Here is a 24670-nt window from a genome sequence, read left to right on the forward strand (position 1 = left end):
ATGAAAACCGTCGTTTGGCAATCATTAAGCGAAGAGCAACAAAGTGCAGTACTTGAGCGCCCAGCAATTAGCGATGGTGCTAACATCACCTCAATCGTCACTGATGTATTAAATCAAGTGAAACAAGATGGTGATGCTGCAATCAAAGAATTAACCGCCAAGTTTGATAAAGCGACACCCGATTCGATTTGTGTGTCAGAGCAAGAAATCGATCAAGCCGCAGCACGTTTATCTGAAGAAATGAAGCAAGCGCTAGAACAGGCGCACAAGAATATTTCGGTTTTCCACAAAGCGCAAAAAGCCCAACCGTTAAGTGTCGAAACGCAACCAGGCGTAGTGTGTGAACTAGTGACTCGCGCAATCAACAAAGTGGGTTTATATATTCCAGGTGGTAGCGCGCCACTCCCTTCTACGGTATTAATGCTTGGCGTTCCGGCACAAATTGCGGGCTGTCGTAAAGTGGTGTTGTGTTCACCACCGCCGATTGCTGATGAAATTTTGTATGTGGCGAAGCTGTGTAATATCGATGAAGTTTATAATGTCGGTGGCGCACAAGCTGTTGCAGCAATGGCTTACGGAACAGAGACAGTATCTAAAGTCGATAAAATCTTTGGGCCGGGTAACGCTTTTGTGACTGAAGCAAAACGTCAAGTAAGTAATGACTTCCGTGGTGCGGCGATTGATATGCCAGCAGGTCCTTCCGAAGTGTTAGTGATTGCCGATGAAACAGCGGATGCGGATTTTGTGGCGGCAGATTTATTGTCTCAAGCTGAACACGGACCAGATTCGCAAGTGGTGTTATTAACGCCATCACCTATGATTGCGGATCAAGTCGCTGAAGCGGTGCAAAAACAGCTTAAGTCTTTATCTCGCAGTGATATTGCAGAAAAAGCTTTAGGTTCAAGTTTGATTGTGATTACGGAATCTTTGACCCAATGTGTGTCGATTTCAAACTTCTATGGGCCAGAGCACTTAATTGTTCAAACCAAGAATCCACGTGAATTACTGCCTTTATTAGATAACGCAGGCTCAATCTTCCTTGGCCAATGGTCGCCTGAATCGGTAGGGGATTATGCTTCGGGGACTAACCATGTATTGCCTACTTATGGTTATACCAAAACCTACTCAAGCTTAGGTTTAGCTGATTTCTCAAAGCGTATGACGGTGCAAGAGTTATCTAAAGATGGTTTGAAAGGCTTAGCACAAACTGTGGTCACTATGGCAGAAGCGGAAGGTCTTGATGCTCACAAACGTGCAGTCACCATTCGTATCGACCGTATTTGTAACGAACAATTGAATCAGCAATAGGCAGGTAGAATAATGGAAAAGTTAGCCCGTAAACAAGTTCAAGCTTTAACACCATATCTGTCGGCTCGCCGTATTGGTGGCAGTGGTGATGTTTGGTTAAATGCCAATGAATCACCATTTGATAACGAATACAAAACCAACTTTACTCGCTTAAATCGCTATAGTGAATGTCAGCCAAAAGACTTGATTGAAGCTTACGCGACCTATGCTGGAGTGAGAGCTGAACAGGTATTAACTTCTCGCGGTGCCGATGAAGGTATCGAGTTACTTATTCGCGCTTTTTGTGAGCCGAACCAAGATGCAATCCTTTATTGCCCACCAACTTATGGTATGTATGCGATCAGTGCTGAAACCATCGGCGTTGAACGTAAAGTCGTCCCATTAACTCAAGATTGGCAGCTTGATTTAGATGGTATTCAAGCTCAGTTAGATAACGTCAAGTTGGTATTTGTGTGTAGTCCAAATAACCCAACCGGCAATCTGATCAAGCGTGAAGATATCGTTGCTCTATTAGAGATGACACAAGACAAAGCGATTGTGGTGATGGATGAAGCGTATATCGATTTTTGCCCAGAAGCGTCAACAGTCGATTTACTGGAACAGTATCCTAATTTAGCCATTCTTCGAACCATGTCTAAAGCCTTTGCTCTTGCTGGGTTACGTTGCGGTTTTACCTTGGCTAATGAAGAATTAATTAATGTCCTATTGAAGGTGATCGCTCCGTATCCTGTGCCGATTCCGGTGGCTGAAATTGCTTGCCAGGCTCTCTCTGAAGCAGGGCTTGCGCGCATGAAATATCAAGTCTTGGATTTATCGGCAAACCGTGCCTATTTGCAAGCGGGTTTATCCATGCTGCAAGGTGTGACCGTTTTCGATGGCTGGGGCAACTATTTGTTGATTCAATTCCCAGAAGGCGATGCGGTGTTTAAAGCGGCGTGGGATAACGGCATTATTTTACGTAATTCACCGATTAAAGATTGCGTTCGAATTAGCATTGGCAATCGTGATGAGTGTGAAAAAACCTTAAGCTTTATCCGTAATCAAATCAATGCCATTGCGTAGCTTATTAAAGAACAGTATATGAATAATTTGAGCCATCAAACCTATTGGTGGCTGCTCTAAGAAAGGAAATCAATGTGAGCCAAGCTAATAAAATTCTCTTTATCGACCGTGATGGCACCTTAATTGTTGAGCCACCGGAAGATTTTCAAGTCGACCGTTTAGACAAGCTAAAATTTGAGCCTAATGTCATTCCGGTATTATTAAAACTTCAAGATGCTGGCTATCGTTTAGTGATGGTCACCAACCAAGATGGTCTAGGTACCGATAGCTACCCGCAAGCGGATTTCGATGCACCACACAATATGATGATGGATATTTTTACATCGCAAGGTGTGAAATTTGATGATGTGTTGATTTGTCCGCACTTTGATCATGAAAATTGCGCTTGCCGTAAGCCGAAATTAGGCTTAGTTAAAGACTACTTACAGCAAGGCAAAGTGGATTTCAAAACTTCGGCAGTGATCGGCGATCGTGAAACCGATTTGCAGCTTGCAGAGAATATGGCGATCCGTGGAATTCAGTACAATCCTAAAACCATGAATTGGTTAGATATCTTAAAAGACTTAACCGTTAATGCTCGTACATCTACGGTTGTTCGTACTACCAAAGAAACGGACATTCGTATTGCTGTTAATTTAGATGAGCAGGGCGGCAATCAAATCTCAACCGGTATGGGATTCTTTGATCACATGTTAGATCAAATCGCCACACACGGCGGTTTCCAAATGAAAGTGGACGTTAAAGGTGATTTACACATTGATGATCATCACACCATTGAAGATACCGCTTTAGCCCTTGGCCAGGCATTAAAAGAAGCGCTTGGTGATAAACGTGGTATTGGTCGCTTTGGCTTTAGCTTGCCAATGGATGAATGTTTAGCGCAATGTGGTTTGGATTTATCGGGTCGTCCGTATTTGAAATTTGATGCTAAATTCAGCCGTGATCAAGTGGGTGATTTATCTACGGAAATGGTGGTGCACTTCTTCCGCTCATTGACAGATACGCTGGCTTGTACGCTGCACTTATCTTCAACTGGCGACAACGATCACCACATTATCGAAAGCTTGTTTAAAGCCTTTGGTCGTACGCTACGTCAAGCGATTAAAGTGGAAGGTAACGAACTGCCAAGTAGTAAAGGAGTGCTGTAATGGGGTCAACACCTGTCGCAAATGATGCTCAAAAAGTGGTGATTATCGATACTGGTTGCGCCAATGTGTCGTCAGTAAGATTTGCCATTGAACGTTTGGGTTATGCGGTTACGATTTCTAAAGATCCAGCTGTGGTATTAGCCGCTGATAAATTATTTCTACCGGGCGTTGGCACCGCTTCTGAGGCAATGAAAAACCTAGAAGAGCGTGATTTAATTAGCTTGGTTAAAAAGGTAGAGAAACCGTTACTTGGCATTTGTCTTGGGATGCAATTACTCGGCAAACTGTCTGAAGAAAAAGGTCAACAAGGAAAATCGGAAGTCAATTGCCTTGGCCTATGTGATGGTGAAGTGCGCTTAATGGATACCGGTGATTTACCTTTGCCTCACATGGGATGGAATACGGTGCAGCCACAAGATGGCCATCTGCTATTTAAAGATATTCCAGCCGACAGCTATTTCTACTTTGTACACAGCTATGCCATGCAAGTCGGTGAGTACACCATTGCAAGTTGCGACTATGGCAAGCCATTTACCGCAGCAGTACAAAGTGGCAACTATTACGGTGTGCAATTTCACCCGGAGCGTTCTTCGAAAGCGGGCGCAAAACTGATTCAAAACTTTCTTGAGCTAAACGTATAAAAGGGAAATATAGGATGATAATTCCTGCATTAGATTTAATTGATGGACAAGTCGTACGTTTATTTCAAGGCGACTATGGACAAAAAACCGAATACAAAGTCGATCCAGCCGAGCAATTTAACCTCTACCATCAAGCCGGTGCGAATTGGCTGCACTTGGTGGATTTAACTGGCGCAAAAGATACGTCAGCGCGTCAACTTGACTTGATTGCTAAATTGCTTGCAGGTACGCCGGCGAATATTCAAATTGGTGGTGGTGTACGCACAGAGCAAGATGTGATTGATTTGCTTGAAGCTGGCGCACAGCGTGTTGTGGTTGGCTCGACTGCAGTTAAGCAACCTGAGCTAGTCAAAGGCTGGATGGAAAAATACGGCGCAGAAAAAATTGTCCTGGCATTAGATATCAATATTGATGAGCAAGGCGTGCGTCGTGTGGCGATTTCTGGCTGGCAAGAAGACTCTGGCGTGACCATTGAAGCCCTTATTGATGATTACCTTACAGTTGGCTTGAAACACGTGCTGTGTACCGACATTTCTCGTGATGGCACTTTAGCGGGTTCTAACGTTGAGCTGTATATCGACTTATGTAAACAGTACCCACAAGTGCAATTTCAATCTTCCGGTGGCATTGGTAGCCTAGATGATATCGCAGCGCTCAAAGGAACAGGTGTTGCGGGCGTGATCGTTGGTCGTGCATTACTAGATGGTAAATTTACCGCAGAGGAGGCATTCTCATGTTGGCAAAGCGAATAATTCCATGTCTTGATGTTAGAGATGGCCAAGTTGTCAAAGGCGTTCAATTCCGTAACCATGAAATTATTGGCGATATCGTACCGCTAGCGCAGCGTTATGCCGAAGAAGGCGCAGATGAGTTAGTGTTTTATGATATTACCGCGTCGAGTGATGGCCGCGTAGTGGATAAAAGCTGGGTGGCTCGCGTCGCTGAAGTGATTGATATTCCATTCTGTGTCGCTGGTGGTATTAAATCCGCTGAAGATGCCGCGCGCATTCTTGAATTTGGAGCGGATAAAGTGTCAATCAACTCACCAGCGCTCGCGAACCCAGAATTGATCACCCAACTGGCAGACAAATTTGGCGTGCAATGTATCGTAGTGGGCATTGATTCTTACTACGACAAAGAAACTGGCAAATACCAAGTATACCAATTTACCGGTGATGAAGAGCGCACTAAAGCCACCAAGTGGGAAACCCGTGATTGGGTGCAAGAAGTGCAAAAGCGTGGCGCAGGTGAAATCGTACTTAACATGATGAACCAGGATGGCGTGCGTAATGGCTACGATATCGATCAATTGAACATGGTGCGTGAAGTGTGTCAGGTACCTTTGATTGCCTCTGGTGGCGCGGGTGCGATGGAGCACTTTGCCGAAGCCTATCAAAAAACCAATGTTGATGGCGCGTTAGCGGCGTCGGTTTTTCACAAACAAGTGATCAACATCGGTGAACTGAAACAATACTTAAAACAACAAGGCGTGGAGATACGTTTATGAGTGAAGCATTAACAACACAATCAACGTTTCAAGCGTCCGATATTATCGCATTAAGTGAGCGTATTGATTGGGATAAAGTCGATGGGCTAGTGCCGGTAATCGTGCAAGATTACGTTTCTAGTCAGGTACTAATGATGGGTTACATGAATGCGGATGCGCTACAAAAAACCGCAGATACCAGCTTAGTGACTTTCTATTCTCGTACCAAACAGCGCCTTTGGACAAAAGGAGAAGAATCAGGAAACAGCCTAGGTTTAGTGAACTTAGCGCTCGATTGTGATAACGATACCTTGCTCGCTAAGGTTAACCCAATTGGCCCAACTTGCCATACTGGCACGACGACGTGTTTCGATGGGGATAAACAAGAAGAAAGCCAACTGGTGTGGCTTCATCAACTTGAGCAATTATTGGCTGCCCGCAAGAGTGCCGATCCAGAATCCTCCTACACTGCAAGTCTCTATGCTCGTGGCACGAAGCGCATATCGCAGAAAGTGGGCGAAGAGGGCGTTGAAGTCGCGCTTGCGGCAACGTCGGGCGACAAGGCGGAATTAGTGTGCGAATCGGCAGATTTGATGTATCACTTGTTTGTACTGCTTCAAGACCAAGGTCTATCGTTTGATGATGTAATTAATAAGCTGAAAGAGCGTCATCAATAAAGAGTACATCGTAAAAACAATTGAAACGAAGGGCTAGGTATTTACCTGGCCTTTTTTGTGTCTGGTGATTTTAAAATTAATTTCCTTATATATCATTCGGATATAAATTTACTATACATTTGTGCAGTATTTTATTGCCAAGATAGTAAGTAAGGCTTACTATATTTGAGTGTTCACACTTTGTACTTTTTCTATCCATAACCAAAGTGTCACTCTTTCTAGCTATTCTTATAAGATTCTTATTGAAGGTTTCTCATGGCTAAAACACCTGTTGGCTCTCTACTGTCTGATGTATCACGTCTGATTCGCAAAAAATTTCAGAATGATCCAGAGATAGGCTGCATTACTTTGGCGCAAGCAAAAGCATTAAGCATCATTGCTCGTAATGAAGGCATTAAACAGGTTGAGTTAGCCGAGTTATTGGAAATAAAACCAATGACAGTCGTAAGAGTGATTGACCAACTCGTTGCAGAGGGATTAGTGAAGCGTTGTGCTAGCCCTTCTGATCGACGAGCTCATTTGATTTATTTATTACCGGCCGCTAAATCACGTCTTGCTGTTGTAGACAAAGTCGGTAGTAAAGTATGGGAATTAGGATTGGCAGGGCTAAGTGATCAGCAACGTGAGCAATTTATTGCCACGCTAGAGCACATCCACCGAAACTTATCAGACAATTAAAATTCACTTTAGGTAATAATATGGCTAACGAACCCATTCAAACAATGGAAGAGGAACTCCCTCAACCATCGCCTAAAAAATCAAAGTTTAAGTCTAAGCGCTTTTTGCTTTTATTTGTTGTTCCATTGATCTTAATTGCTGGCAGTATTGTGCTTTACCTACATGGTGGTCGCTATGTGGAAACGGAAAATGCGTATGTAAAAGCCGATAAAACGCCCATTAATGCCGAAGTGGCTGGCCGTGTGATTCATGTGCCGGTTGAAGAAAATCAACATGTTAAAAAAGGCGACTTACTAGTACAAATCGATCCTACCCCTTATGAATACGCCGTTGATCGAGCTAAAGCCAATCTTGCTGATGTACGTACTGAATTAGAAACCCTAAAAGCAGAATATCAAAGTAAATTAGCCAATATCGATGTGGCGCAAAGCCAGTTAGATTACGCGCGCCTAGAAGAAAAGCGCCAATATAATTTACGTCAGAAAAACTATTCTTCTGAAGCCGAGTATGACTCAGCAAGACAAAAAACTTTATTGTTTGAACTACAAATTAACGCCTTACAAAAAGCACTAAAACAAGTTGCCGAAAGTCTTGGTGGTGATCCAGAAGCCCCAACCGAGTTGCATCCTAAATATCAATTGGCGTTAGCGGAACTTGATCAAGCGAAAAACGATTTAGAGCACGTTAATGTTTATGCGCCAAACGATGGTGTGGTTTCTAAAGTATTAGAAGATGGCCAATACATTACTTCGAACAGCACAACGATGTTGCTAGTGGCGGATAAAAACTTATGGATTGAAGCTAACTTCACTGAAAAAGAAATGACTAACATCAAAGTCGGCCAAGAAGTGGATATTGAAATTGATTATGCGCCAGGCCATCAATGGAAAGGTCATGTAACCAGCATTAGCCCAGCAACAGGTTCTGAGTACTCCGTGATCCCTGCACAAAACGCAACCGGTAACTGGGTCAAAGTGACGCAACGACTACCGATTCGTATTTCAATTGAAGAAAAAGAAAATATGCCAACATTACGTGCCGGTTTAAGTGCCATTGTGACCGTTGATACTAAACATACCCGTCACTTGTCATTTTAAGGCTAGGTTATGAGCGAAGTTACATTACAAGCTAATGAGAAAGAGGAGGGCGCGAAAAGGCTCCTGATCACTTTTTCGGTAATGTTAGCAACCATCATGCAAGCGTTGGATACTACCATTGCCAACGTGGCACTGCCGCACATGCAAGGCTCAATGGGCGCAACGCAAGATCAGATCTCGTGGGTCTTAACCTCTTATATTGTTGCCTCTGCCATCGCGATGCCTTTAACCGGTTTCGTAGCTGCACGCATTGGCCGTAAGCGTTTATTCATCTACTCGGTGATTGGTTTTACTATCGCATCGGCGTTATGTGGCGCGGCACAATCACTTGACCAAATTATCTTATTCCGTTTATTACAAGGGATTTTTGGCGCGAGCTTAGTACCATTATCACAGTCAGTACTACTAGATACTTACCCGAAAGAACAACATGGTTCTGCAATGGCCTTATGGGGCGTTGGGGTGATGGTGGGGCCGATCCTTGGTCCATCGCTTGGTGGTTGGTTAACTGAGTATTATAACTGGCGCTGGGTGTTCTACATTAACATCCCATTTGGTGCGCTAGCTTGGTTTGGTATTGCAGCCTATGTAAAAGAAACGGCGATTGAAGCCGATAGAAAGTTTGATTTGTTTGGTTTCACGCTTATCGCTTTTGCTATCGGAGCATTACAGCTATTTCTTGACCGAGGTGAGTCACAAAACTGGTATTCCAGTATGGAAATCGTGATTGAATCCGCGATTGCGGCATTAGCGCTGTATATGTTTATCGTACATATGTTTACGGCAAAAAAACCGTTCCTCGACCCTGAAATGTTTGCCGATAGAAACTTCGTGGTCGGTATAACAATTGGCTTCATGATGGGGGTAGTGTTGCTGGCTACCATGGCATTGTTACCACCATTTATGCAAAGCTTGATGGGCTATCCGGTACTCGATGTCGGGTTCCTATTAACGCCTCGTGGCTTTGGCACCATGACAGGGATGCTGATCGTTGGGCGACTTGCGAGAAAAGTCGATCTACGTTACTTAATGGTCATTGGGATATTTTTAATGATTTTCTCTTTATGGGAAATGACGTTATTTACCGCTGAAGTGAGCTCATGGGACATTATCCGCACTGGTGTCGTTCAAGGGTTAGGTTTAGGTTTAGTGTTCGTTCCACTTTCGACTACCACCTTCTCAACACTAGCACCGAAATATCGCACCGAAGGGACAGCGCTATACAGTTTGATCCGAAATATAGGTAGTAGTATTGGGATATCTGCGGTAACCACTTATTTGGCGCATCGAGTTCAATATAACCATGAAGTGTTTGCTCAATACATTACCCCATTCAGCCACCCATTACATATGGCAGCAGAAAAGGGTATGTATGATATTACTACCCAAGCTGGTTTATATGCGATTGATGCCGAGGTCAATCGACAAGCCGCTATCTTAGGTTATTTGCAAGATTACCGCTTAATGATGTTTGTATGTCTAATCATGCTACCGATGGTTTTCTTGTTTAAGAAGAGCCGGTAGGTTAAATAGCCTTCGATAGTAAAAAGCCCGAATATGCGTCGTAGCATACTCGGGCTGTTCTTTTTTATTAACCTATTAGCCACAACACTTCTTAAACTTTTTACCACTGCCACATAAACAAGGATCATTTCTGCCTATTTTAGTGCTGGCAATCGTTTGATTAAGGCGTGGGTCTATTTCCTCTTCTGGCATCACGCCATCTATATAGCGCCACTGGCCATCTTCTTTAACAAATCTTGAGCGTTCATGTAGGCAATAGTGTTTGCCGTCTTCTGCAAAGTAAGCCTTAAATTCCACGAAACCTTCAGAATCAGAAGGGGTTGGAGCATCAAGTACTTCCAATTGTACCCAGTCACTTTCAACCGATTGAGCAATGGCTTCGGCTTCTTGTGCTGCTTGGCAAGATGAATGGTAGGTCTGGATGACAAACTCTACATTATTGAGTACATGTGCGCAGTAACGGGCACGCATTAGTTGTTCCGGCAGTTGAGCGTTAGCAGTATTTTGGTGAATAGGCTGACAACATAGATCATAAGGTTGCTGACTACAGCATGGGCAAAGCATAGTGTTCTCTTTACTGTTGATGAAGAAGCTTGCCTTCTAAGCGAAGGTGATAATTTTCAGGGGTTACCCAGTTAATCGCATTGTCATAAAACTGACGAGCTAGCTCAGGGGAGATTTGAAGTTTATCAGCAAACCACAAAATATTTGAATCATCTTTTTTCTCAAAGGCAATGGCCAACCCTAAAATATCACCGAGAATACCTTGCTGCTGTGATAACGCATTAATTGCTGCTTTGTTCAGTGGCAAGGTCTCCACCAAGTGAGCAAGTGGTTGTTGGAGAAGTTTATCGAGTTGAGAAAACATGCCAACAAAATAGGCGTGCTCAGCATTGATTTTGAATTGATCTAAGGCTGCGACCTGTTCACAGAAATGGGCTCGATGCATTGAACTGAGATAATAATCTGATGGGGTCCATTCATGTACCGCTGTAAGGGATAATTCAATAAAGAGTTTGATTTTATCAAGGCCGAGCGCAGTGAAAGCATCTTCAAACGAGGTAAAGGTTTTGGATGAGTGAGCGTTGATAAAGCGCATCAGTTTATAGGACATCGTAATATCATAACGAATCAGCCTTTCGATTAACTGATAATCAATTGGAGACTGATTGATGGCAATTTTTAGTTGCTCAACGGTGAATGACGATGACTCAATTCTTCTACTTTTGATGATTTCAGGTTCATGCAATTCGTAACCTTGGAAAAAATCAAAACCGACTTTTTCAGCTTCTTCTAGCTCTTGCTGGTTTTCAATTTTTTCAGCTAAATAATAAAGATCGTAGGCTTTATGGGCTTCAATGAATTTGGCCGCATCTGAAATGCTCACTTGCTGTATATCGAATTTAATCGTGCAAATGTAAGGTAGAAAACGCTCCCAACTAGGAGAGGGGATAAAGTCATCAAAGGCGATTTTATAACCTTGCTGATGCATAGCGCGTATCGCTGAAAATAATTCATCAGTAGGTTGGCAGTCTTCGAGAATTTCGATCATTAACAAGTCTGCAGGAAAAAGCGTTGGAATTTGTTCAATGAGACTTTGATAGGGAAAATTGACAAGATATAAGGTTTTCTCATGTCCTTGAGCATTAGTAAGAAAAAAATGTTCGATTAACAATCGACTAGTGGCAAGTTGTGGGTCCATTGAAGGAAATTCATTTTTAAACCCTTCACGGAATAATAATTCATAAGCCACAATCTGCTTATCGGTATTAACAATGGGTTGGCGTGCAATAAAAGAATACATCCTTGAATCTCTTTGCTTAGTTAACCGGAGTCATTTCTTAGTATTAGAATCTCAGGTTTATTATTAATTAATGTATTATATCCAATTTTCCTTGCCTACTGCGTGTTTTATTCTTGCTAAAACTCGCATCTTGAAGTTACTTGAGTATAAACAATATAGAAAAGCTTTCTAAGCTTCCAGTTACACAAAGTCAAAAGCTCGTTCGTGGACTCATAAATTCTCAATAGAAACATACGATAGTTAAGTGGCTTGGCTATACCTACTATAAGAATAAGTGAAAAGCCCGTCAATGGATTGAATTTTTGAAGGTTTTTTATACGAGCGGCTTTGATCCAAGGGAGCGTTGCTGTAATTCACATCCATTATCATCACACACTAATATTGAGCCCTGAGTATACCAATCACCAAGTACAATTCTAGTCGCAGGACCTTGATCTGTTTGATGTTTATGAGTATTAGGTCGGTGTGTATGACCGTGGATCATATGAGTCACATAGTTAGATTTAAGTACATTGATTACCTCTTCAGGAGTGACATCCATGATTTCCATCTGCTTAGAGTGTTTTTGTTGTTTGATTTTATTTTGTATGTTGGATACGATTTTTTTTCTTATAAACAATGGGATACAGTGAAATAACCGCTGTAGCCACTTTTGATGAACCGTTTTACGAAATTCTTGATATTTCTCATCTTTGGTACACAGGGTATCGCCGTGCAAGATTACGGTAGGTGTGCCGTAAAGATCGATGACAGCAGTTTCTGGTAGTAACGTCATTCCGGTTTCTTTACAAAAACGCTTTCCTAGTAAAAAGTCACGATTACCTTGTATGAAATAGCAGTCAACACCACTTGCCGTTAACGCTTTAAAGGCATCTTTAATGGTGGCATTAAAAGGTGAGTTGTCATCATCACCAATCCAAAACTCAAATAAATCACCGAGTACATACAACTTTTCCGCTGCTGGTGCTTCTTCTTGCATAAAACGAAGAAAACAAGCGGTGATATCTGGACGTAGGGGAGATAAATGGAGATCAGCAATAAATAAGGTGGTCATGAATTATCAAATTGTGTAGGGAAAAATAAAGGGGGACAGTGCCCCCTACAAATTCGATGCGTTTATTATGCTTCGATTGTTGTACCAGTAATCATAACATCTTCTAGTGGTACGTCTTGGTGCATACCGTAAGAACCTGTGCTTACTGCTTTGATTTTTTCTACTACGTCCATGCCTTCAACGACTTCAGCAAACACACAGTAACCCCAACCATTCATAGTTTCAGATTTAAAATCTAGGAAAGTGTTGTCATTAACGTTGATGAAGAACTGAGAGCTTGCAGAATGCGGTTCCATTGTACGAGCCATTGCTAATGTACCTACTTTGTTGCTTAGGCCATTATTTGCTTCGTTTTTAATAGTTGCGCGAGTGGTCTTCTCTTTAAGACCAGAAGTCATGCCGCCGCCTTGAATCATAAACCCATCGATAACACGGTGGAAAAGAGTGTTGTCGTAGAAGCCATCTTGGCAATACTGTAGGAAGTTAGCCGCTGTTTCAGGTGCTTTTTCTTCGTTAAGTTGAATTTTAATATCGCCGAAGTTGGTGTGAAGGATGATCATGGTTAGGTCCTTTATCATTGGATTTAATTGGTATTGCTCATTGAGAGTTAGATTTTATAGCAACTTATCTATATACCCAAGTGATTTCAAAATGCTGAACACGCAGTTTGAAGCTACTTGGGTATATAACCTAAGGATAGCCTATTAAAGTTAGGCTTAATGTCGACTTAATTAGCTGATTCGGTATAATCGAAAAATTATAATATTCACCAGACGCAGAAAGAGATCATGTTAAAAATATATAACACCTTGACCCGCCAAAAAGAGGAATTTAAACCCATTCATGCTGGAAAAATTGGCATGTATGTTTGTGGTGTGACCATCTACGATCTCTGCCATATTGGCCATGGGCGTACTTTTGTGTCGTTTGATGTGGTGTCTCGCTACCTACGTTTTGTTGGTTATGATCTAACTTTTGTGCGAAATATTACGGATATTGACGATAAGATCATTAAACGTGCAGCAGAGAACAATGAAAGCTGTGACTCATTAACAGAACGTTTAATTGAAGAAATGTACGCAGATTTTGATGCGCTCAATATTAAACGTCCAGATGTAGAGCCTCGTGCGACCCATTATATTAAAGAAATTATCGAATTGGTTGAGCGCTTAATCGAGCGTGGCTTTGCCTACGTTGCTGCTAATGGCGATGTGATGTTTGAAGTGAAAAAATTCGAACAATACGGCAAGCTATCTGGTCAGGATTTAGAGCAATTACAAGCTGGTGCTCGCGTAGATGTTGAAAGCGCGAAACGTAGTCCTATGGATTTCGTAGTTTGGAAAATGTCGAAGCCAGGTGAACCAACATGGGAATCACCTTGGGGGCCGGGTCGTCCAGGCTGGCATATCGAATGTTCGGCAATGAACTCATCGATTCTAGGTCACCATTTCGATATTCATGGTGGTGGTTCAGACCTGCAATTCCCGCACCATGAAAATGAAATCGCACAATCTTGCTGTGCTCACGATACGCCATACGTAAACACTTGGATGCACAGTGGTATGGTGATGGTTGACCGTGAAAAAATGTCTAAATCTTTAGGCAACTTCTTCACGATTCGTGATGTGTTAAAGCACTACGATTCTGAAACCGTTCGTTATTTCTTAATGTCTGGTCACTACCGCAGCCAGTTAAATTACAGCGAAGAAAACTTAAACCAAGCTCGTGCTTCACTAGAGCGTTTATACACTTCGTTACGTGGTTTGGATTTATCTGTTGCGCCTGCTGGTGGAGAAGAATTTGTTGCTCGTTTTAGCGCGGCAATGAATGATGACTTTAATACGCCAGAAGCATACTCAGTGCTATTTGATATGGCTCGTGAAGTAAACCGTTTGAAAACCGTTGATATGGATAAAGCCTCGGCACTTGGCGCTTTAATGCGTGAATTAGCCGATGTGATTGGTATCTTGCATCAAGACCCAGAAGCATTCTTGCAAGGTGAAGCGGGTAGTGATGACGAAGTGGCTGAAATTGAAGCGTTAATTAAGCTACGTAATGACTCTCGCGCCGCAAAAGATTGGGCAAATGCCGATCTTGCTCGTGATAAGTTAAACGAGCTTGGCATTGAGCTAGAAGATGGCCCAGACGGTACTACTTGGCGTCGTAAGTAAGATAAACCTGAATAACGGTAATTGATTAAATAGGGCTTGTGGTATTTAAAGAGATACTGCAAGCCTTTTTCTTGAAACTCGAAATTGATAACTAGAAAGGCTTTTTCCTTTGGCACAGATGTATTTTTATTACTCAGCGATGAACGCGGGTAAATCAACCACACTGCTTCAATCTTCTTTTAACTACTGTGAACGTGGCATGAATCCTGTTATTTTCACAGCAGAAATCGATAACCGTGATGGTATTGGTAAAGTGAGCTCTCGTATTGGCTTGCAGTCAGATGCGTACTTATATAATGCCGCTACCAATATGTTTAGTGCGGTTAAGGCCTTATGTGAAAAGGAAAAGATTCACTGTGTCATGATTGATGAGTGTCAGTTTTTAAACAAAGAACAAGTGTATCAATTAACCGAAGTGGTGGATAAATTACACATCCCCGTATTATGTTATGGCTTGCGTAGCGATTTCTTAGGCGAGTTGTTTGAAGGTAGTCAATACTTGCTTGCTTGGGCAGATAAACTGGTTGAACTAAAAACCATTTGCCACTGTGGACGCAAAGCGAACATGGTGATTCGTATGGATGAGCGTGGTAAAGCGATTGCAGAAGGTGACCAAGTGGCAATAGGCGGTAATGACCGTTATGAGTCAGTATGTCGTCTCCATTATAAAGAAGCACTAGGTAAGTAATCTCAACTGAGGTTAAGTGATCGCCAACGCTCGCGATGACTTTATAAAGCATGAAATTAGGGCCTATGACTCATACTGAGTTATAGGCCCTTTTGTTATCTATACGCTGTAAAGCTATTCGCTGTAGAGCTAGTTTTTAAAACTACTCTTTGCAAAAAAAACTTAGAACCGCGGTTTTGAGGCAAATTGTTTTGCTGCGTATGCCACGCGTTCTTCTGGTGTTGGATAATTTAACGGCGTACCTAGGTTTTCGATATGTTGCAAACGAGGCAGTAAACCTGCGCCATTAGCAATTTGGATCGCAAGACCAGGTCGAGCATTAAGCTCTAATACCATCGGGCCTTCTTCTTTATCCAATACCATATCGGTGCCCATGTAACCTAATCCGGTCATTTCCCAAGCGCTAGAGGCTAACACCAGTAACTTTTCCCAGTTTGGCACCACGAGGCCGCTAAGCGGTTTATCCGTATCAGGATGGTGGGTAATAGGGAGGTCAAATTGAACGGCACGTACTGCACGGCCCGTTGCAATATCTAAACCTACGCCAACCGCACCTTGGTGCAAGTTCGCTTTACCATCCGATGCGGCAGTAGAACAACGCATCATTGCCATAACAGGGTAACCTTTAAACACGATAACGCGGATATCAGGCACACCTTCGTAGCTGTAACCATCAAACGAAACATCATCAAATTTAATTAGGTTCTCAACGACCGCAACATCATTTTGGCCACCGAGTGAGAATAAACCTGCCAATGCATTACTAATATGCCGTTCAACATCTTGCTCATTAATCGCTTGACCTGATGGTTTAATATAAACCCCGTCTTTATGTGAAATAATAACTAAAATTCCTTTACCACCAGAACCGCGAGCCGGTTTAATCACAAAACCCGGCCAGTCTTTAACCATGGCATGGATACGCTTTACTTCAGCTTGTTGGTCAATAACACCAATTAACTTAGGTACGGTTGCACCGTGCTCTTGAGCAATGATTTTAGTTTTTAGCTTGTCATCCACTAGTGGGTACTTAGAACGGTCGTTATAGCGCCCAATGTAGGCGCCATTACGTTTGTTCATGCCCATAATGCCTTTAGCATGTAGTTTTTGAGGAGACGTAAACATTGAAAACATCGTTTAGTCCTCCGCTAATGGTTTGAATCTTTTCAGTTCTAGTAGGCGGTATCCAGTGTAGTTACCTAGCGATAAGATACACGCTAAGATGATGAACTGAGTACCGATGAAGTTGAAAGTAATATGCTGAACATATGGGTTAGTCATGGCTAGGTAGATAAGTACTGCGGTGAGTAGTGAGCCACCACCTTGCATAAATACTTCTTTCGCGCCTTCTTCTTCCCATAGGATAGACATACGTTCAATAGTCCAAGATAGAATGATCATAGGGAAGAACGTAATGGTTAAGCCTTGCGTCAATCCAATGTTGAATGACACGATGGTGAAGATAGAAATAATTAAGATTACGGTAATAATCACCGCCGATATTCGCGACACCAGCAGTAAGTTAAGCTTGGATAGATAACCCCTGATAATTAAGCCGGTACCGACAATAAGCAAAAAGCCGATGATACCAGGTAGTAGCTGAGTCTGAACAAAGGCCACTGCAATCAGTACTGGCATAAAAGTACCAGATGTTTTCAAACCGATAAGAACACGTAAGAATACAACGATTAACGCACCGATAGGGATCAGCATGATGGTTTTAAACATCGCCTGTTCTTCTAGCGGTAAGCTATGAATTGAGAAGTTCAATAAGTTATCAGCAACCACTTTTTGCTTAGTTGCATTACTTGGTGATACATCTTGAGCCAGCATAGAGAAGAATACTTTACTGTTTTTACCACCGATAACATCCAGTAGTGAAACGTTCGATTCATCCCAAATTAACATGTTGCCTTGTTTTCCCTGTTCAGTACTGTCAGGGTTAAACAGTTGCCATACTTCGCCATCCCACACTTCAATCATAGGAATGATCGACTGACGACGACGACCATCTTCTAGCTCAATAACACCAACGGTTTTACTGTAGATTTCAGATGACGCTAAGATTTTACCAATCGCTTCAACTTTGCTGAAATCATCCAGAAGTAGAGAAGCGTTTTGGTTATCAGGATCGTTGAATTGTTTGATTAACTCACGAGCAAATGTCGTGTTATCTGCCGAACGCTCAGAAGCTTGGGTAGTAATCGCATCAACCGCTGCTTGCTGTGGACCAGTAAAGGTAGGAGCCACTAAGTCAGTTTCTACCGGTGGTAAAATTTCTGCTTGTGATTGAGGATCCACTAAGAACTGAGTTTTGTAGTAAATGGTTTGTGGACCTTTCGCATCACGTATTGACCATTCAGCGCGGCGGCCAGTATCCGTATTGATGTAAGATAAACCATAGCCAGGTGATGAGGCACTTTCATCAATCAGGGTAAACCCATCTTGAGTATGTGGCGCGGCTAGGGATACTTTAGCAGGGCCTCCTGTGGCAGTAAATTCTACGCGAGCTTCAATATCCCATATTTGTCGAGATTCACCTGGTCCCCAAGGAACACCATAATCTTGATGACGCATGACGCTCAAAGTGAGCCCGGTGATGACAAGTATGGCAATGAGAAAATAAAATGGCACTCTAGACGTCATAACTTTTCCTTAACCAGTCTAAATTAATTGTTATTAATATTATTTTTTGATGTATTTGATACTGCTTTAGATTCGATAAACTCTCGGCTTACATCGACATAAGCAATATCTTGAATAAATTCACGGCCTAATAAAATAGGATAATCCATTTGAGAACGATCAGCTAAAGTGAATTGAGCTTTTTCATGTACGCTGCCAATCTTGATCCAAAGCTCAACAACAGGTCTGCGTTCTAAAGCATTAGTACTTGATTGCCGAATCTTAACATGGCGTACAATTGGCGCTTCTACCCATTTACGATCTTCGGGGGCTGTTTGATCGGATATATGGAATTTAACCCATTTTTTCCCATTACGCTCAAATTCTTGTAAATCTACAGCATTAATTGAAGAAGTTGTGGCTCCGGTATCGACTCTGGCGACAAAAGCACTTTTAACGATATCGATATCAACACTTTCTAATGAACCTAAGGTAACCATGCCAGGACGAGTTTGCGGTTCAAGGTTAGTCACGACAATATTTGAGGTTGCCGATGGTGAAGAAGAAGTCGTTTGTGCTTTACGTGCGGTAGCAATAAAGCGTTGTTGGTTGTGCTTTAACACTTCAACTTCATTACTTAAGTTAATAACTTCGGACTCTAAACTTGCAATATAGTCAGTCTGTTTATCAAGATTAGAATCAAGTTCTTCAATTCGATTGGAAAGCTTTTCTTCGCTTTGATTGATTACTGCAATGGTTTGCTCAGAATAATGTTCTCCGGTCATATATGCGCAGCCGGAAAGTGAACCTAGGGCAAAAACTGCAAGTCCTAATGATTTTTTGAGCATATTAAACCGTTATATTCCATGTTAAGTGTTTGTTGTGCAAAGTTTAGCGTATCTCGATCCGACCGTGAAGCGCTTTCACCTCATGTAAGAAGAATCTTTAACTATTTGAAGAATCACCTCTAGTTTTCATTACGGGTTTTTGGCGATCAAAATAGCACGACGTGGGGCAGGGTAGCCTTCAACTGTTTTGTTTGGATCGTTTGGATCAAGATAATCCGGTAATGAATTGTGGGTCATCCAATTGGTGCTTCTTTGCTCTTCGGTGGAAGTGACGTTTTCATCGACAATTTTCACATCAATAAAGCCGCATTTTTCTAACCACACTTTTAGTGCTTTGGCAGAAGGGAAAAAGTAAACATTACGCATTTGCGCGTAGCGATCTGCAGGTACTAATACCGCATTTTCATCTCCTTCAATCACTAAAGTTTCCAGCACTAACTCACCACCAGACACTAATTGGTTTTTGAGTTGGAGTAGATGGTCAAGTGGTGAACGACGATGGTAAAGCACACCCATGCTAAAGACAGTATCAAAAGCTTTTAGTTCAGGTAGTTGTTCAATCCCAAGCGGTAATAGATGAGCACGTTGGTCGCCGCCCATCAATTTACGAATCGCTTCAAATTGGATTAAGAATAAATGAGATGGGTCGATACCAACACATAAGCGGGCACCGGCACCAAGCATGCGCCACATGTGATAGCCATTACCACAACCAACATCGAGAACTGAACGATGTTTTAAATCAGAGATATGCGGTAGAACGCGATCCCATTTCCAATCCGAACGCCACTCGGTTTCAATATCCAAGCCATGAACATGATAAGGCCCTTTACGCCAAGGGTGGAAGGTACGCAATAAGCTCTCAAGTTTCTTTTGTTCGCCTAATGCAAAAGGCTGGTTGTTGGTAATACTAACTTGAGAAGTAATATCAATATTATCCGGTTTGATATCGGTAATTTTATTGAGCGCTTTCACCCAGCGTTCAAAGTCGCCATGCTCAGCATTCTGCCAATCAGTCAGTTGTTGCGGTAGGGTATTCAACCAAGGTTGCAGACGAACATCTTGAGCAATCAGTTGATAAAAATTGGCAAAATTAAACATAATACTCTTTCTATTTTAAATACGGATATCGGTGGATATTTAGCTGAATCTTAAGGGTAAAAACAAGCTATTTGATGGCAAACATTGAACCAAAATTAAAGCATTGGAACCATACTTCGTAGCTGCTAAAGCCAATTTTTTCAAATCGTTGCTTGTGGCTTTCTATCGAGTCTGGTCGCATCACATTTTCAATCGCACTACGTTTTTGGCTAATTTCTAATTCGCTGTAACCATTGGCACGTTTAAAATCATGATGTAGATCGATCAATAACTCGTGCGCGGTTTGGTTTTCGAACACGTACTTTTCCGACAAAATTAAAATGCCACCCGGGCGCAACCCTGCATAGATTTTTTCAAGTAAAGAATAACGGTCTTCTGGCGATAAAAATTGCAAGGTAAAGTTCAGAACCACAACGGAAGCATTTTCGATTTCAATGTCACGAATATCGGCTTCAATCACATTAACAGGGGTGTCTGAACGGTAAGCATTGATGTGTAATTTACAGCGTTCAATCATGGCAGGAGAATTATCTACTGCAATAATTTGGCAGTTTTCTTGTTCGATATGGCGACGCATCGATAAAGTCGCCGCGCCCAAAGAGCAGCCTAAGTCATAGACATTCGAGCTTGGTTTGGCAAAGCGTTCCGCTAACATGCCAATCGCTGAGATAATATTACTGTAACCGGGAACCGAGCGTTGGATCATATCGGGAAAAACTTCTGCCACTCTTTCATCAAATGTAAAATCGCCCATTTTGTCTATTGGGGCTGAAAAAATCACATCACGCTGGCTCATGACAACTCACTTTAAAATAGGTTTACTAGCCACTAGGTCAACAAACCCTAATCATTAATTGGCTAGATGAAGATATGGTTTTATTTTAAGGGAAGTTGGCCTATATCGCTATTGAGTTTGTGGGTTATTTGATTTTATTTCAATTTACTGACCTAACCGAGTGACTTTTAACCGTATTCGGTTTTTTTATTGTGCGTGCTTATTGTGCATGGCTCGGTGAATTAATGTTTTGCTACCCGTCGGCTTACTGATTGAATTGGATAACTTATGAGCGGTTAACACACCTTTCACTCCTTTACTCGCGAAAAGCCAATAAATTGTGCTTTCGGTGGTCGATTTTTATCTGTTTTCCAAGTATAAATAGGAAAAGTTTTTTATACGGTGTTTTTGAGCGATCTGCTCCACCTCCACCGGAAATCATTAATTATTTAAATAAGAGATTGGGAAATTCATTATGCGCACCCAGTATTGTGGTCACCTGAACAAGTCCCTAGCAGGACAAACTGTAGAACTTTGCGGATGGGTTAATCGCCGCCGTGATCTAGGCGGTCTGATTTTTATCGATATGCGTGACCGTGAAGGTATTGTTCAAGTTGTTATCGACCCAGATATGACTGAAATTTTTGCAGAAGCAAACCAACTGCGTAATGAATTCTGTATCAAATTAACCGGTGAAGTACGTGCTCGTCCTGATAGCCAAATCAATAAAGATATGGCAACAGGTGAAGTTGAAGTGTACGCAACGGGCCTTGAAATCATCAACCGCTCTGAAGCACTACCTTTAGATTTCAACCAAACCAACTCGGAAGAGCAGCGTCTAAAATATCGTTACATTGATCTACGTCGCCCTGAAATGAGCGACCGTATTAAGCTACGTGCTAAAGCTTCAAGCTTTGTTCGTCGCTTCCTAGATGATAACGGTTTCCTAGATATCGAAACCCCTGTATTGACTAAAGCAACGCCAGAAGGTGCGCGCGACTATTTAGTACCGAGCCGTGTTCATAAAGGTAGTTTCTACGCGCTTCCGCAATCACCTCAGTTGTTTAAGCAATTGTTGATGATGTCGGGTTTTGACCGTTACTACCAAATTGTAAAATGTTTCCGTGATGAAGATTTACGTGCTGACCGTCAGCCTGAGTTTACTCAAATCGATATCGAAACTTCTTTCATGACGGCAGACCAAGTTCGTGGCGTGACTGAAACAATGGTTCGTGACATGTGGCAAGAGCTACTGAACGTTGACCTAGGCGATTTCCCAATCATGACATTTTCTGAAGCGATTCGTCGTTTTGGTTCTGATAAGCCAGATCTACGTAACCCACTTGAGTTAGTTGATGTTGCAGACTTAGTAAAAGACGTTGAATTCAAAGTGTTCTCTGGCCCTGCAAATGACGAAAAAGGCCGTGTTGCGGTTATTCGTGTTCCAGGTGGCGCAGCATTATCTCGTAAGCAAATTGATGAGTACGGTAGCTTTGTTGGCATTTATGGCGCGAAAGGCCTTGCTTGGATGAAAGTGAACGACCTTGCTGTAGGTGTTGAAGGTATTCAATCTCCAGTGGCTAAGTTCCTAAATGAAGAAGTGATCAACGGGATTCTTGAGTGCACTGGTGCTCAAACAGGCGACATCATTTTATTCGGCGCAGATAAAGCAAATGTAGTCTCTGAAGCGATGGGCGCTCTACGTATCAAACTTGGTCTAGATCTTGAACTCACTGATCTACAAGCATGGAAACCACTTTGGGTTGTTGATTTCCCAATGTTTGAAGAAGATGATGAAGGTAACCTGCACGCAATGCATCACCCATTCACATCTCCATTAGGCGTAACTGCAGAAGAGCTAAAGGCGAACCCTGCGGCAGCGAATTCGAACGCTTACGATATGGTTTTAAATGGTTATGAAGTTGGTGGTGGTTCGGTTCGTATCCACAACGCAGAAATGCAATCAACGGTATTTGATATTCTCGGCATTGATGAAACAGAACAACGCTTGAAGTTCGGTTTCTTACTGGATGCTCTAAAATACGGTACGCCACCACACGCAGGTTTAGCATTCGGTCTTGACCGTCTGGTTATGCTACTTTGTGGTACTGACAATATTCGTGATGTGATTGCGTTCCCGAAAACAACTGCAGCAGCTTGTCCGTTAACCAATGCGCCAAGCCTAGCGAACCCAGCAGCGTTAGAAGAATTAGCGATTGCGGTCACCGCAGCGAAAGAAAAAGAATAATCGAGCAAGTTATCTTGAGCGATAAATAATGCGAATAAAACACCCACACTTAATGATGTGGGTGTTTTTGTTTTTATCGCAGATATACCCTCTATGGCTGAAACTGCAACTCCGATTGTTTTGGGTATATACTTCCAACACTTACGAATATAGATAAAGAGACAGTATGTCCATCATACTTGGTATTGATCCAGGCTCACGTATTACAGGTTACGGTGTGATTCGCCAAGAAGGGCGGCATTTACACTATTTAGGCAGCGGTTGTATCCGTATGTCAGAAGAGGCGTTACCTGGCCGTTTGAAGCAAATCTATGCTGGGGTGTCAGAAATTATCACTCAATTTCAACCCGATGTGTTCGCGATTGAACAAGTCTTCATGGCGAAAAATGCGGATTCTGCGCTGAAGTTAGGCCAAGCGCGTGGCAGTGCAATTGTTGCCGCGGTGAATGCCGATTTACCGGTTTATGAGTATGCCGCACGGTTGATTAAACAAGCGGTGACAGGGACCGGTGGCGCAGACAAGGCCCAAGTTCAGCATATGGTAAAAAGTATGCTCAAACTGCCGGCGAAGCCTCAAGCCGATGCAGCAGATGCGCTAGGTGTAGCGATTTGTCATGCCAATACCAATAAAACGCTTATTGCATTAGCGGGTAAAGCCAGTGGTGCGAGGCGTGGCCGTTATCGTTAATAAAGATATATAGTACTGGATGTTTATCCAGTTAATTATTATTATACCCAAGTAACTTCAAGATGCGAGTTTCAGCAAGATTAAAACAAGCTTTAGACAAGACAAATTGAATATGATCATAGTTATTCTATCTCTATTCAATTTAACGCAGTATAAAGCTTGTTTTAACTTGCCCTTCGGGAGCTTCATCCAAACCTTTATGCCGCGTCAGATTGGTTTGAAAGGTGCTTACATTCCTTCGCCAATCTTCCTTGCCTAAAGATTTGGATGATAGCTCTGAATCCTGTATCTTGAAGTCACTTGGGTATATATCTAAATCGAATAAGAATCTTGATAAGCTTGCTTTTACTGGTAGAGCTTAATGAAACAAAAATAAGGAACATAAAGTGATTGGTCGCTTACGTGGAATATTAATTGAAAAACAACCACCAGAAGTTTTAATTGAAGTTTCTGGGGTAGGCTATGAAGTACAAATGCCGATGAGTTGTTTCTATGAATTGCCGAATATAAACGAAGAAGCGATTATCTATACTCACTTTGTGGTTCGTGAAGATGCTCAACTGCTTTATGGGTTTAATACCGTTAAAGAGCGTGCGTTATTCCGCGAAGTGATTAAAGCCAATGGTGTTGGTCCTAAACTAGGTTTGGCGATTTTATCTGGCATGACCGCGTCGCAGTTTGTTACTTGTGTGGAACATGAAGATGTCAGTACTTTAGTGAAATTGCCGGGTGTCGGTAAAAAAACCGCAGAGCGCCTTGTCGTCGAAATGAAAGATCGCCTGAAAGGTTGGGTGACGCACGATTTATTTACCCCAGCGACTGATGCCGCACCAATGGATTCAATTGCTGATTCACGTACTACTCATAATGCACAAGATGAAGCGGTCAGCGCATTGATTTCACTCGGCTACAAACCACCAATGGCTTCAAAAGTGGTTTCTCAAGTAGCAGGTGCTGATATGACGAGCGAAATGATCATTCGTGAAGCGCTAAAATCCATGGTATAGCGACAATTAATCGCATCAGAACTTAGCTTGAGGTTAATTT

24 protein-coding genes are annotated in these 24670 nt (G+C 42.3%); 15 read left to right on the forward strand and 9 right to left on the reverse strand.

Annotated elements, in window-relative coordinates:
* The 10 genes from hisD to K358_RS0112605 all read left to right on the forward strand — a co-directional run bounded on the left by hisD (window position 1) and on the right by K358_RS0112605 (window position 9621).
* A complete protein-coding gene (gene hisD / locus K358_RS0112560) occupies window positions 1-1308 on the forward strand; it encodes a histidinol dehydrogenase (protein ID WP_027697152.1) in 1308 nt (435 codons plus the stop codon).
* 12 nt (window positions 1309-1320) lie between these two features.
* Window positions 1321-2370: a histidinol-phosphate transaminase gene (gene hisC / locus K358_RS0112565; protein ID WP_027697153.1), complete on the forward strand. Its 1050-nt coding sequence runs from the start codon at window positions 1321-1323 to the stop codon at window positions 2368-2370.
* Window positions 2371-2444: 74 nt separating this feature from the next.
* Window positions 2445-3518 (forward strand): bifunctional histidinol-phosphatase/imidazoleglycerol-phosphate dehydratase HisB, encoded by a 1074-nt coding sequence (gene hisB, locus K358_RS0112570; protein ID WP_027697154.1) that lies wholly within the window; start codon window positions 2445-2447, stop codon window positions 3516-3518.
* Entirely contained in the window at window positions 3518-4159 is a 642-nt protein-coding gene (hisH, locus tag K358_RS0112575) for an imidazole glycerol phosphate synthase subunit HisH (protein ID WP_027697155.1), read from the forward strand. The genes hisB and hisH overlap by 1 nt, the downstream gene beginning before the upstream one ends.
* Window positions 4160-4173: 14 nt before the next feature.
* The gene (gene hisA / locus K358_RS0112580) at window positions 4174-4911 is read left to right on the forward strand and encodes a 1-(5-phosphoribosyl)-5-[(5-phosphoribosylamino)methylideneamino]imidazole-4-carboxamide isomerase (RefSeq protein ID WP_027697156.1); all 738 of its coding nucleotides are present in this window, start codon (window positions 4174-4176) and stop codon (window positions 4909-4911) included.
* Entirely contained in the window at window positions 4893-5666 is a 774-nt protein-coding gene (gene hisF / locus K358_RS0112585; RefSeq protein ID WP_027697157.1) for an imidazole glycerol phosphate synthase subunit HisF, read from the forward strand. The genes hisA and hisF overlap by 19 nt, the downstream gene beginning before the upstream one ends.
* The gene (gene hisIE / locus K358_RS0112590) at window positions 5663-6322 is read left to right on the forward strand and encodes a bifunctional phosphoribosyl-AMP cyclohydrolase/phosphoribosyl-ATP diphosphatase HisIE (RefSeq protein WP_027697158.1); all 660 of its coding nucleotides are present in this window, start codon (window positions 5663-5665) and stop codon (window positions 6320-6322) included. The genes hisF and hisIE overlap by 4 nt, the downstream gene beginning before the upstream one ends.
* A 255-nt stretch (window positions 6323-6577) precedes the next feature.
* A complete protein-coding gene (locus tag K358_RS0112595) occupies window positions 6578-7000 on the forward strand; it encodes a MarR family winged helix-turn-helix transcriptional regulator (protein WP_027697159.1) in 423 nt (140 codons plus the stop codon).
* Window positions 7001-7020: 20 nt separating this feature from the next.
* On the forward strand, window positions 7021-8097 hold the full coding sequence (locus K358_RS0112600; RefSeq protein WP_027697160.1) for an HlyD family secretion protein: 1077 nt from the start codon (window positions 7021-7023) through the stop codon (window positions 8095-8097).
* A gap of 9 nt (window positions 8098-8106) precedes the next feature.
* A complete protein-coding gene (locus tag K358_RS0112605) occupies window positions 8107-9621 on the forward strand; it encodes a DHA2 family efflux MFS transporter permease subunit (RefSeq protein WP_027697161.1) in 1515 nt (504 codons plus the stop codon).
* Window positions 9622-9696: 75 nt separating this feature from the next.
* Here K358_RS0112605 and K358_RS0112610 read toward each other — a convergent pair whose 3' ends face one another.
* The 4 genes from K358_RS0112610 to K358_RS0112625 all read right to left on the reverse strand — a co-directional run bounded on the left by K358_RS0112610 (window position 9697) and on the right by K358_RS0112625 (window position 13039).
* Window positions 9697-10185 (reverse strand): YchJ family metal-binding protein, encoded by a 489-nt coding sequence (locus tag K358_RS0112610; RefSeq protein ID WP_038150151.1) that lies wholly within the window; start codon window positions 10183-10185, stop codon window positions 9697-9699.
* A 10-nt stretch (window positions 10186-10195) separates the two neighbouring features.
* The gene (locus tag K358_RS0112615) at window positions 10196-11425 is read right to left on the reverse strand and encodes an EAL and HDOD domain-containing protein (RefSeq protein ID WP_027697163.1); all 1230 of its coding nucleotides are present in this window, start codon (window positions 11423-11425) and stop codon (window positions 10196-10198) included.
* Window positions 11426-11738: 313 nt separating this feature from the next.
* Window positions 11739-12479 (reverse strand): UDP-2,3-diacylglucosamine diphosphatase, encoded by a 741-nt coding sequence (lpxH, locus tag K358_RS0112620; protein ID WP_027697164.1) that lies wholly within the window; start codon window positions 12477-12479, stop codon window positions 11739-11741.
* Window positions 12480-12544: 65 nt separating this feature from the next.
* Window positions 12545-13039 (reverse strand): peptidylprolyl isomerase, encoded by a 495-nt coding sequence (locus K358_RS0112625; protein WP_027697165.1) that lies wholly within the window; start codon window positions 13037-13039, stop codon window positions 12545-12547.
* Window positions 13040-13267: 228 nt separating this feature from the next.
* Between K358_RS0112625 and cysS the strand changes: the two genes are divergently transcribed.
* Both cysS and K358_RS0112635 read left to right on the forward strand, forming a co-directional pair.
* A complete protein-coding gene (gene cysS / locus K358_RS0112630) occupies window positions 13268-14650 on the forward strand; it encodes a cysteine--tRNA ligase (protein WP_027697166.1) in 1383 nt (460 codons plus the stop codon).
* Window positions 14651-14759: 109 nt separating this feature from the next.
* Complete coding sequence (locus K358_RS0112635) at window positions 14760-15338, forward strand: thymidine kinase (protein WP_027697167.1); 579 nt, start codon at window positions 14760-14762, stop codon at window positions 15336-15338.
* Between the two features lie 162 nt (window positions 15339-15500).
* Here the strand turns inward: K358_RS0112635 and K358_RS0112640 are convergent, their stop codons facing one another.
* The 5 genes from K358_RS0112640 to cmoA all read right to left on the reverse strand — a co-directional run bounded on the left by K358_RS0112640 (window position 15501) and on the right by cmoA (window position 20708).
* On the reverse strand, window positions 15501-16472 hold the full coding sequence (locus K358_RS0112640) for an alpha-L-glutamate ligase-like protein (RefSeq protein WP_027697168.1): 972 nt from the start codon (window positions 16470-16472) through the stop codon (window positions 15501-15503).
* A gap of 3 nt (window positions 16473-16475) precedes the next feature.
* The gene (locus tag K358_RS0112645; RefSeq protein ID WP_027697169.1) at window positions 16476-17984 is read right to left on the reverse strand and encodes an inactive transglutaminase family protein; all 1509 of its coding nucleotides are present in this window, start codon (window positions 17982-17984) and stop codon (window positions 16476-16478) included.
* 23 nt (window positions 17985-18007) lie between these two features.
* Window positions 18008-18811 (reverse strand): ATP-dependent zinc protease family protein, encoded by an 804-nt coding sequence (locus K358_RS0112650; protein WP_027697170.1) that lies wholly within the window; start codon window positions 18809-18811, stop codon window positions 18008-18010.
* 129 nt (window positions 18812-18940) lie between these two features.
* Window positions 18941-19912, reverse strand: coding sequence for a tRNA 5-methoxyuridine(34)/uridine 5-oxyacetic acid(34) synthase CmoB (gene cmoB, locus K358_RS0112655; protein ID WP_027697171.1), 972 nt, complete (start codon window positions 19910-19912; stop codon window positions 18941-18943).
* Window positions 19913-19979: 67 nt separating this feature from the next.
* Window positions 19980-20708 (reverse strand): carboxy-S-adenosyl-L-methionine synthase CmoA, encoded by a 729-nt coding sequence (cmoA, locus tag K358_RS0112660; RefSeq protein ID WP_027697172.1) that lies wholly within the window; start codon window positions 20706-20708, stop codon window positions 19980-19982.
* A gap of 454 nt (window positions 20709-21162) precedes the next feature.
* Here cmoA and aspS point away from each other — a divergent pair, with 454 nt between their 5' ends.
* The 3 genes from aspS (at window position 21163) to ruvA (ending at window position 24630) form a co-directional block, all read left to right on the forward strand.
* Window positions 21163-22935, forward strand: coding sequence for an aspartate--tRNA ligase (aspS, locus tag K358_RS0112665; RefSeq protein WP_027697173.1), 1773 nt, complete (start codon window positions 21163-21165; stop codon window positions 22933-22935).
* 166 nt (window positions 22936-23101) lie between these two features.
* Window positions 23102-23623, forward strand: coding sequence for a crossover junction endodeoxyribonuclease RuvC (ruvC, locus tag K358_RS0112670; RefSeq protein WP_027697174.1), 522 nt, complete (start codon window positions 23102-23104; stop codon window positions 23621-23623).
* A gap of 386 nt (window positions 23624-24009) precedes the next feature.
* Window positions 24010-24630 (forward strand): Holliday junction branch migration protein RuvA, encoded by a 621-nt coding sequence (gene ruvA / locus K358_RS0112675; protein WP_027697175.1) that lies wholly within the window; start codon window positions 24010-24012, stop codon window positions 24628-24630.
* The last annotated feature ends 40 nt before the right edge of the window (window positions 24631-24670 follow it).

It is taken from the genome of Vibrio litoralis DSM 17657, from assembly GCF_000426765.1.
Taxonomy (GTDB): domain Bacteria; phylum Pseudomonadota; class Gammaproteobacteria; order Enterobacterales; family Vibrionaceae; genus Vibrio; species Vibrio litoralis.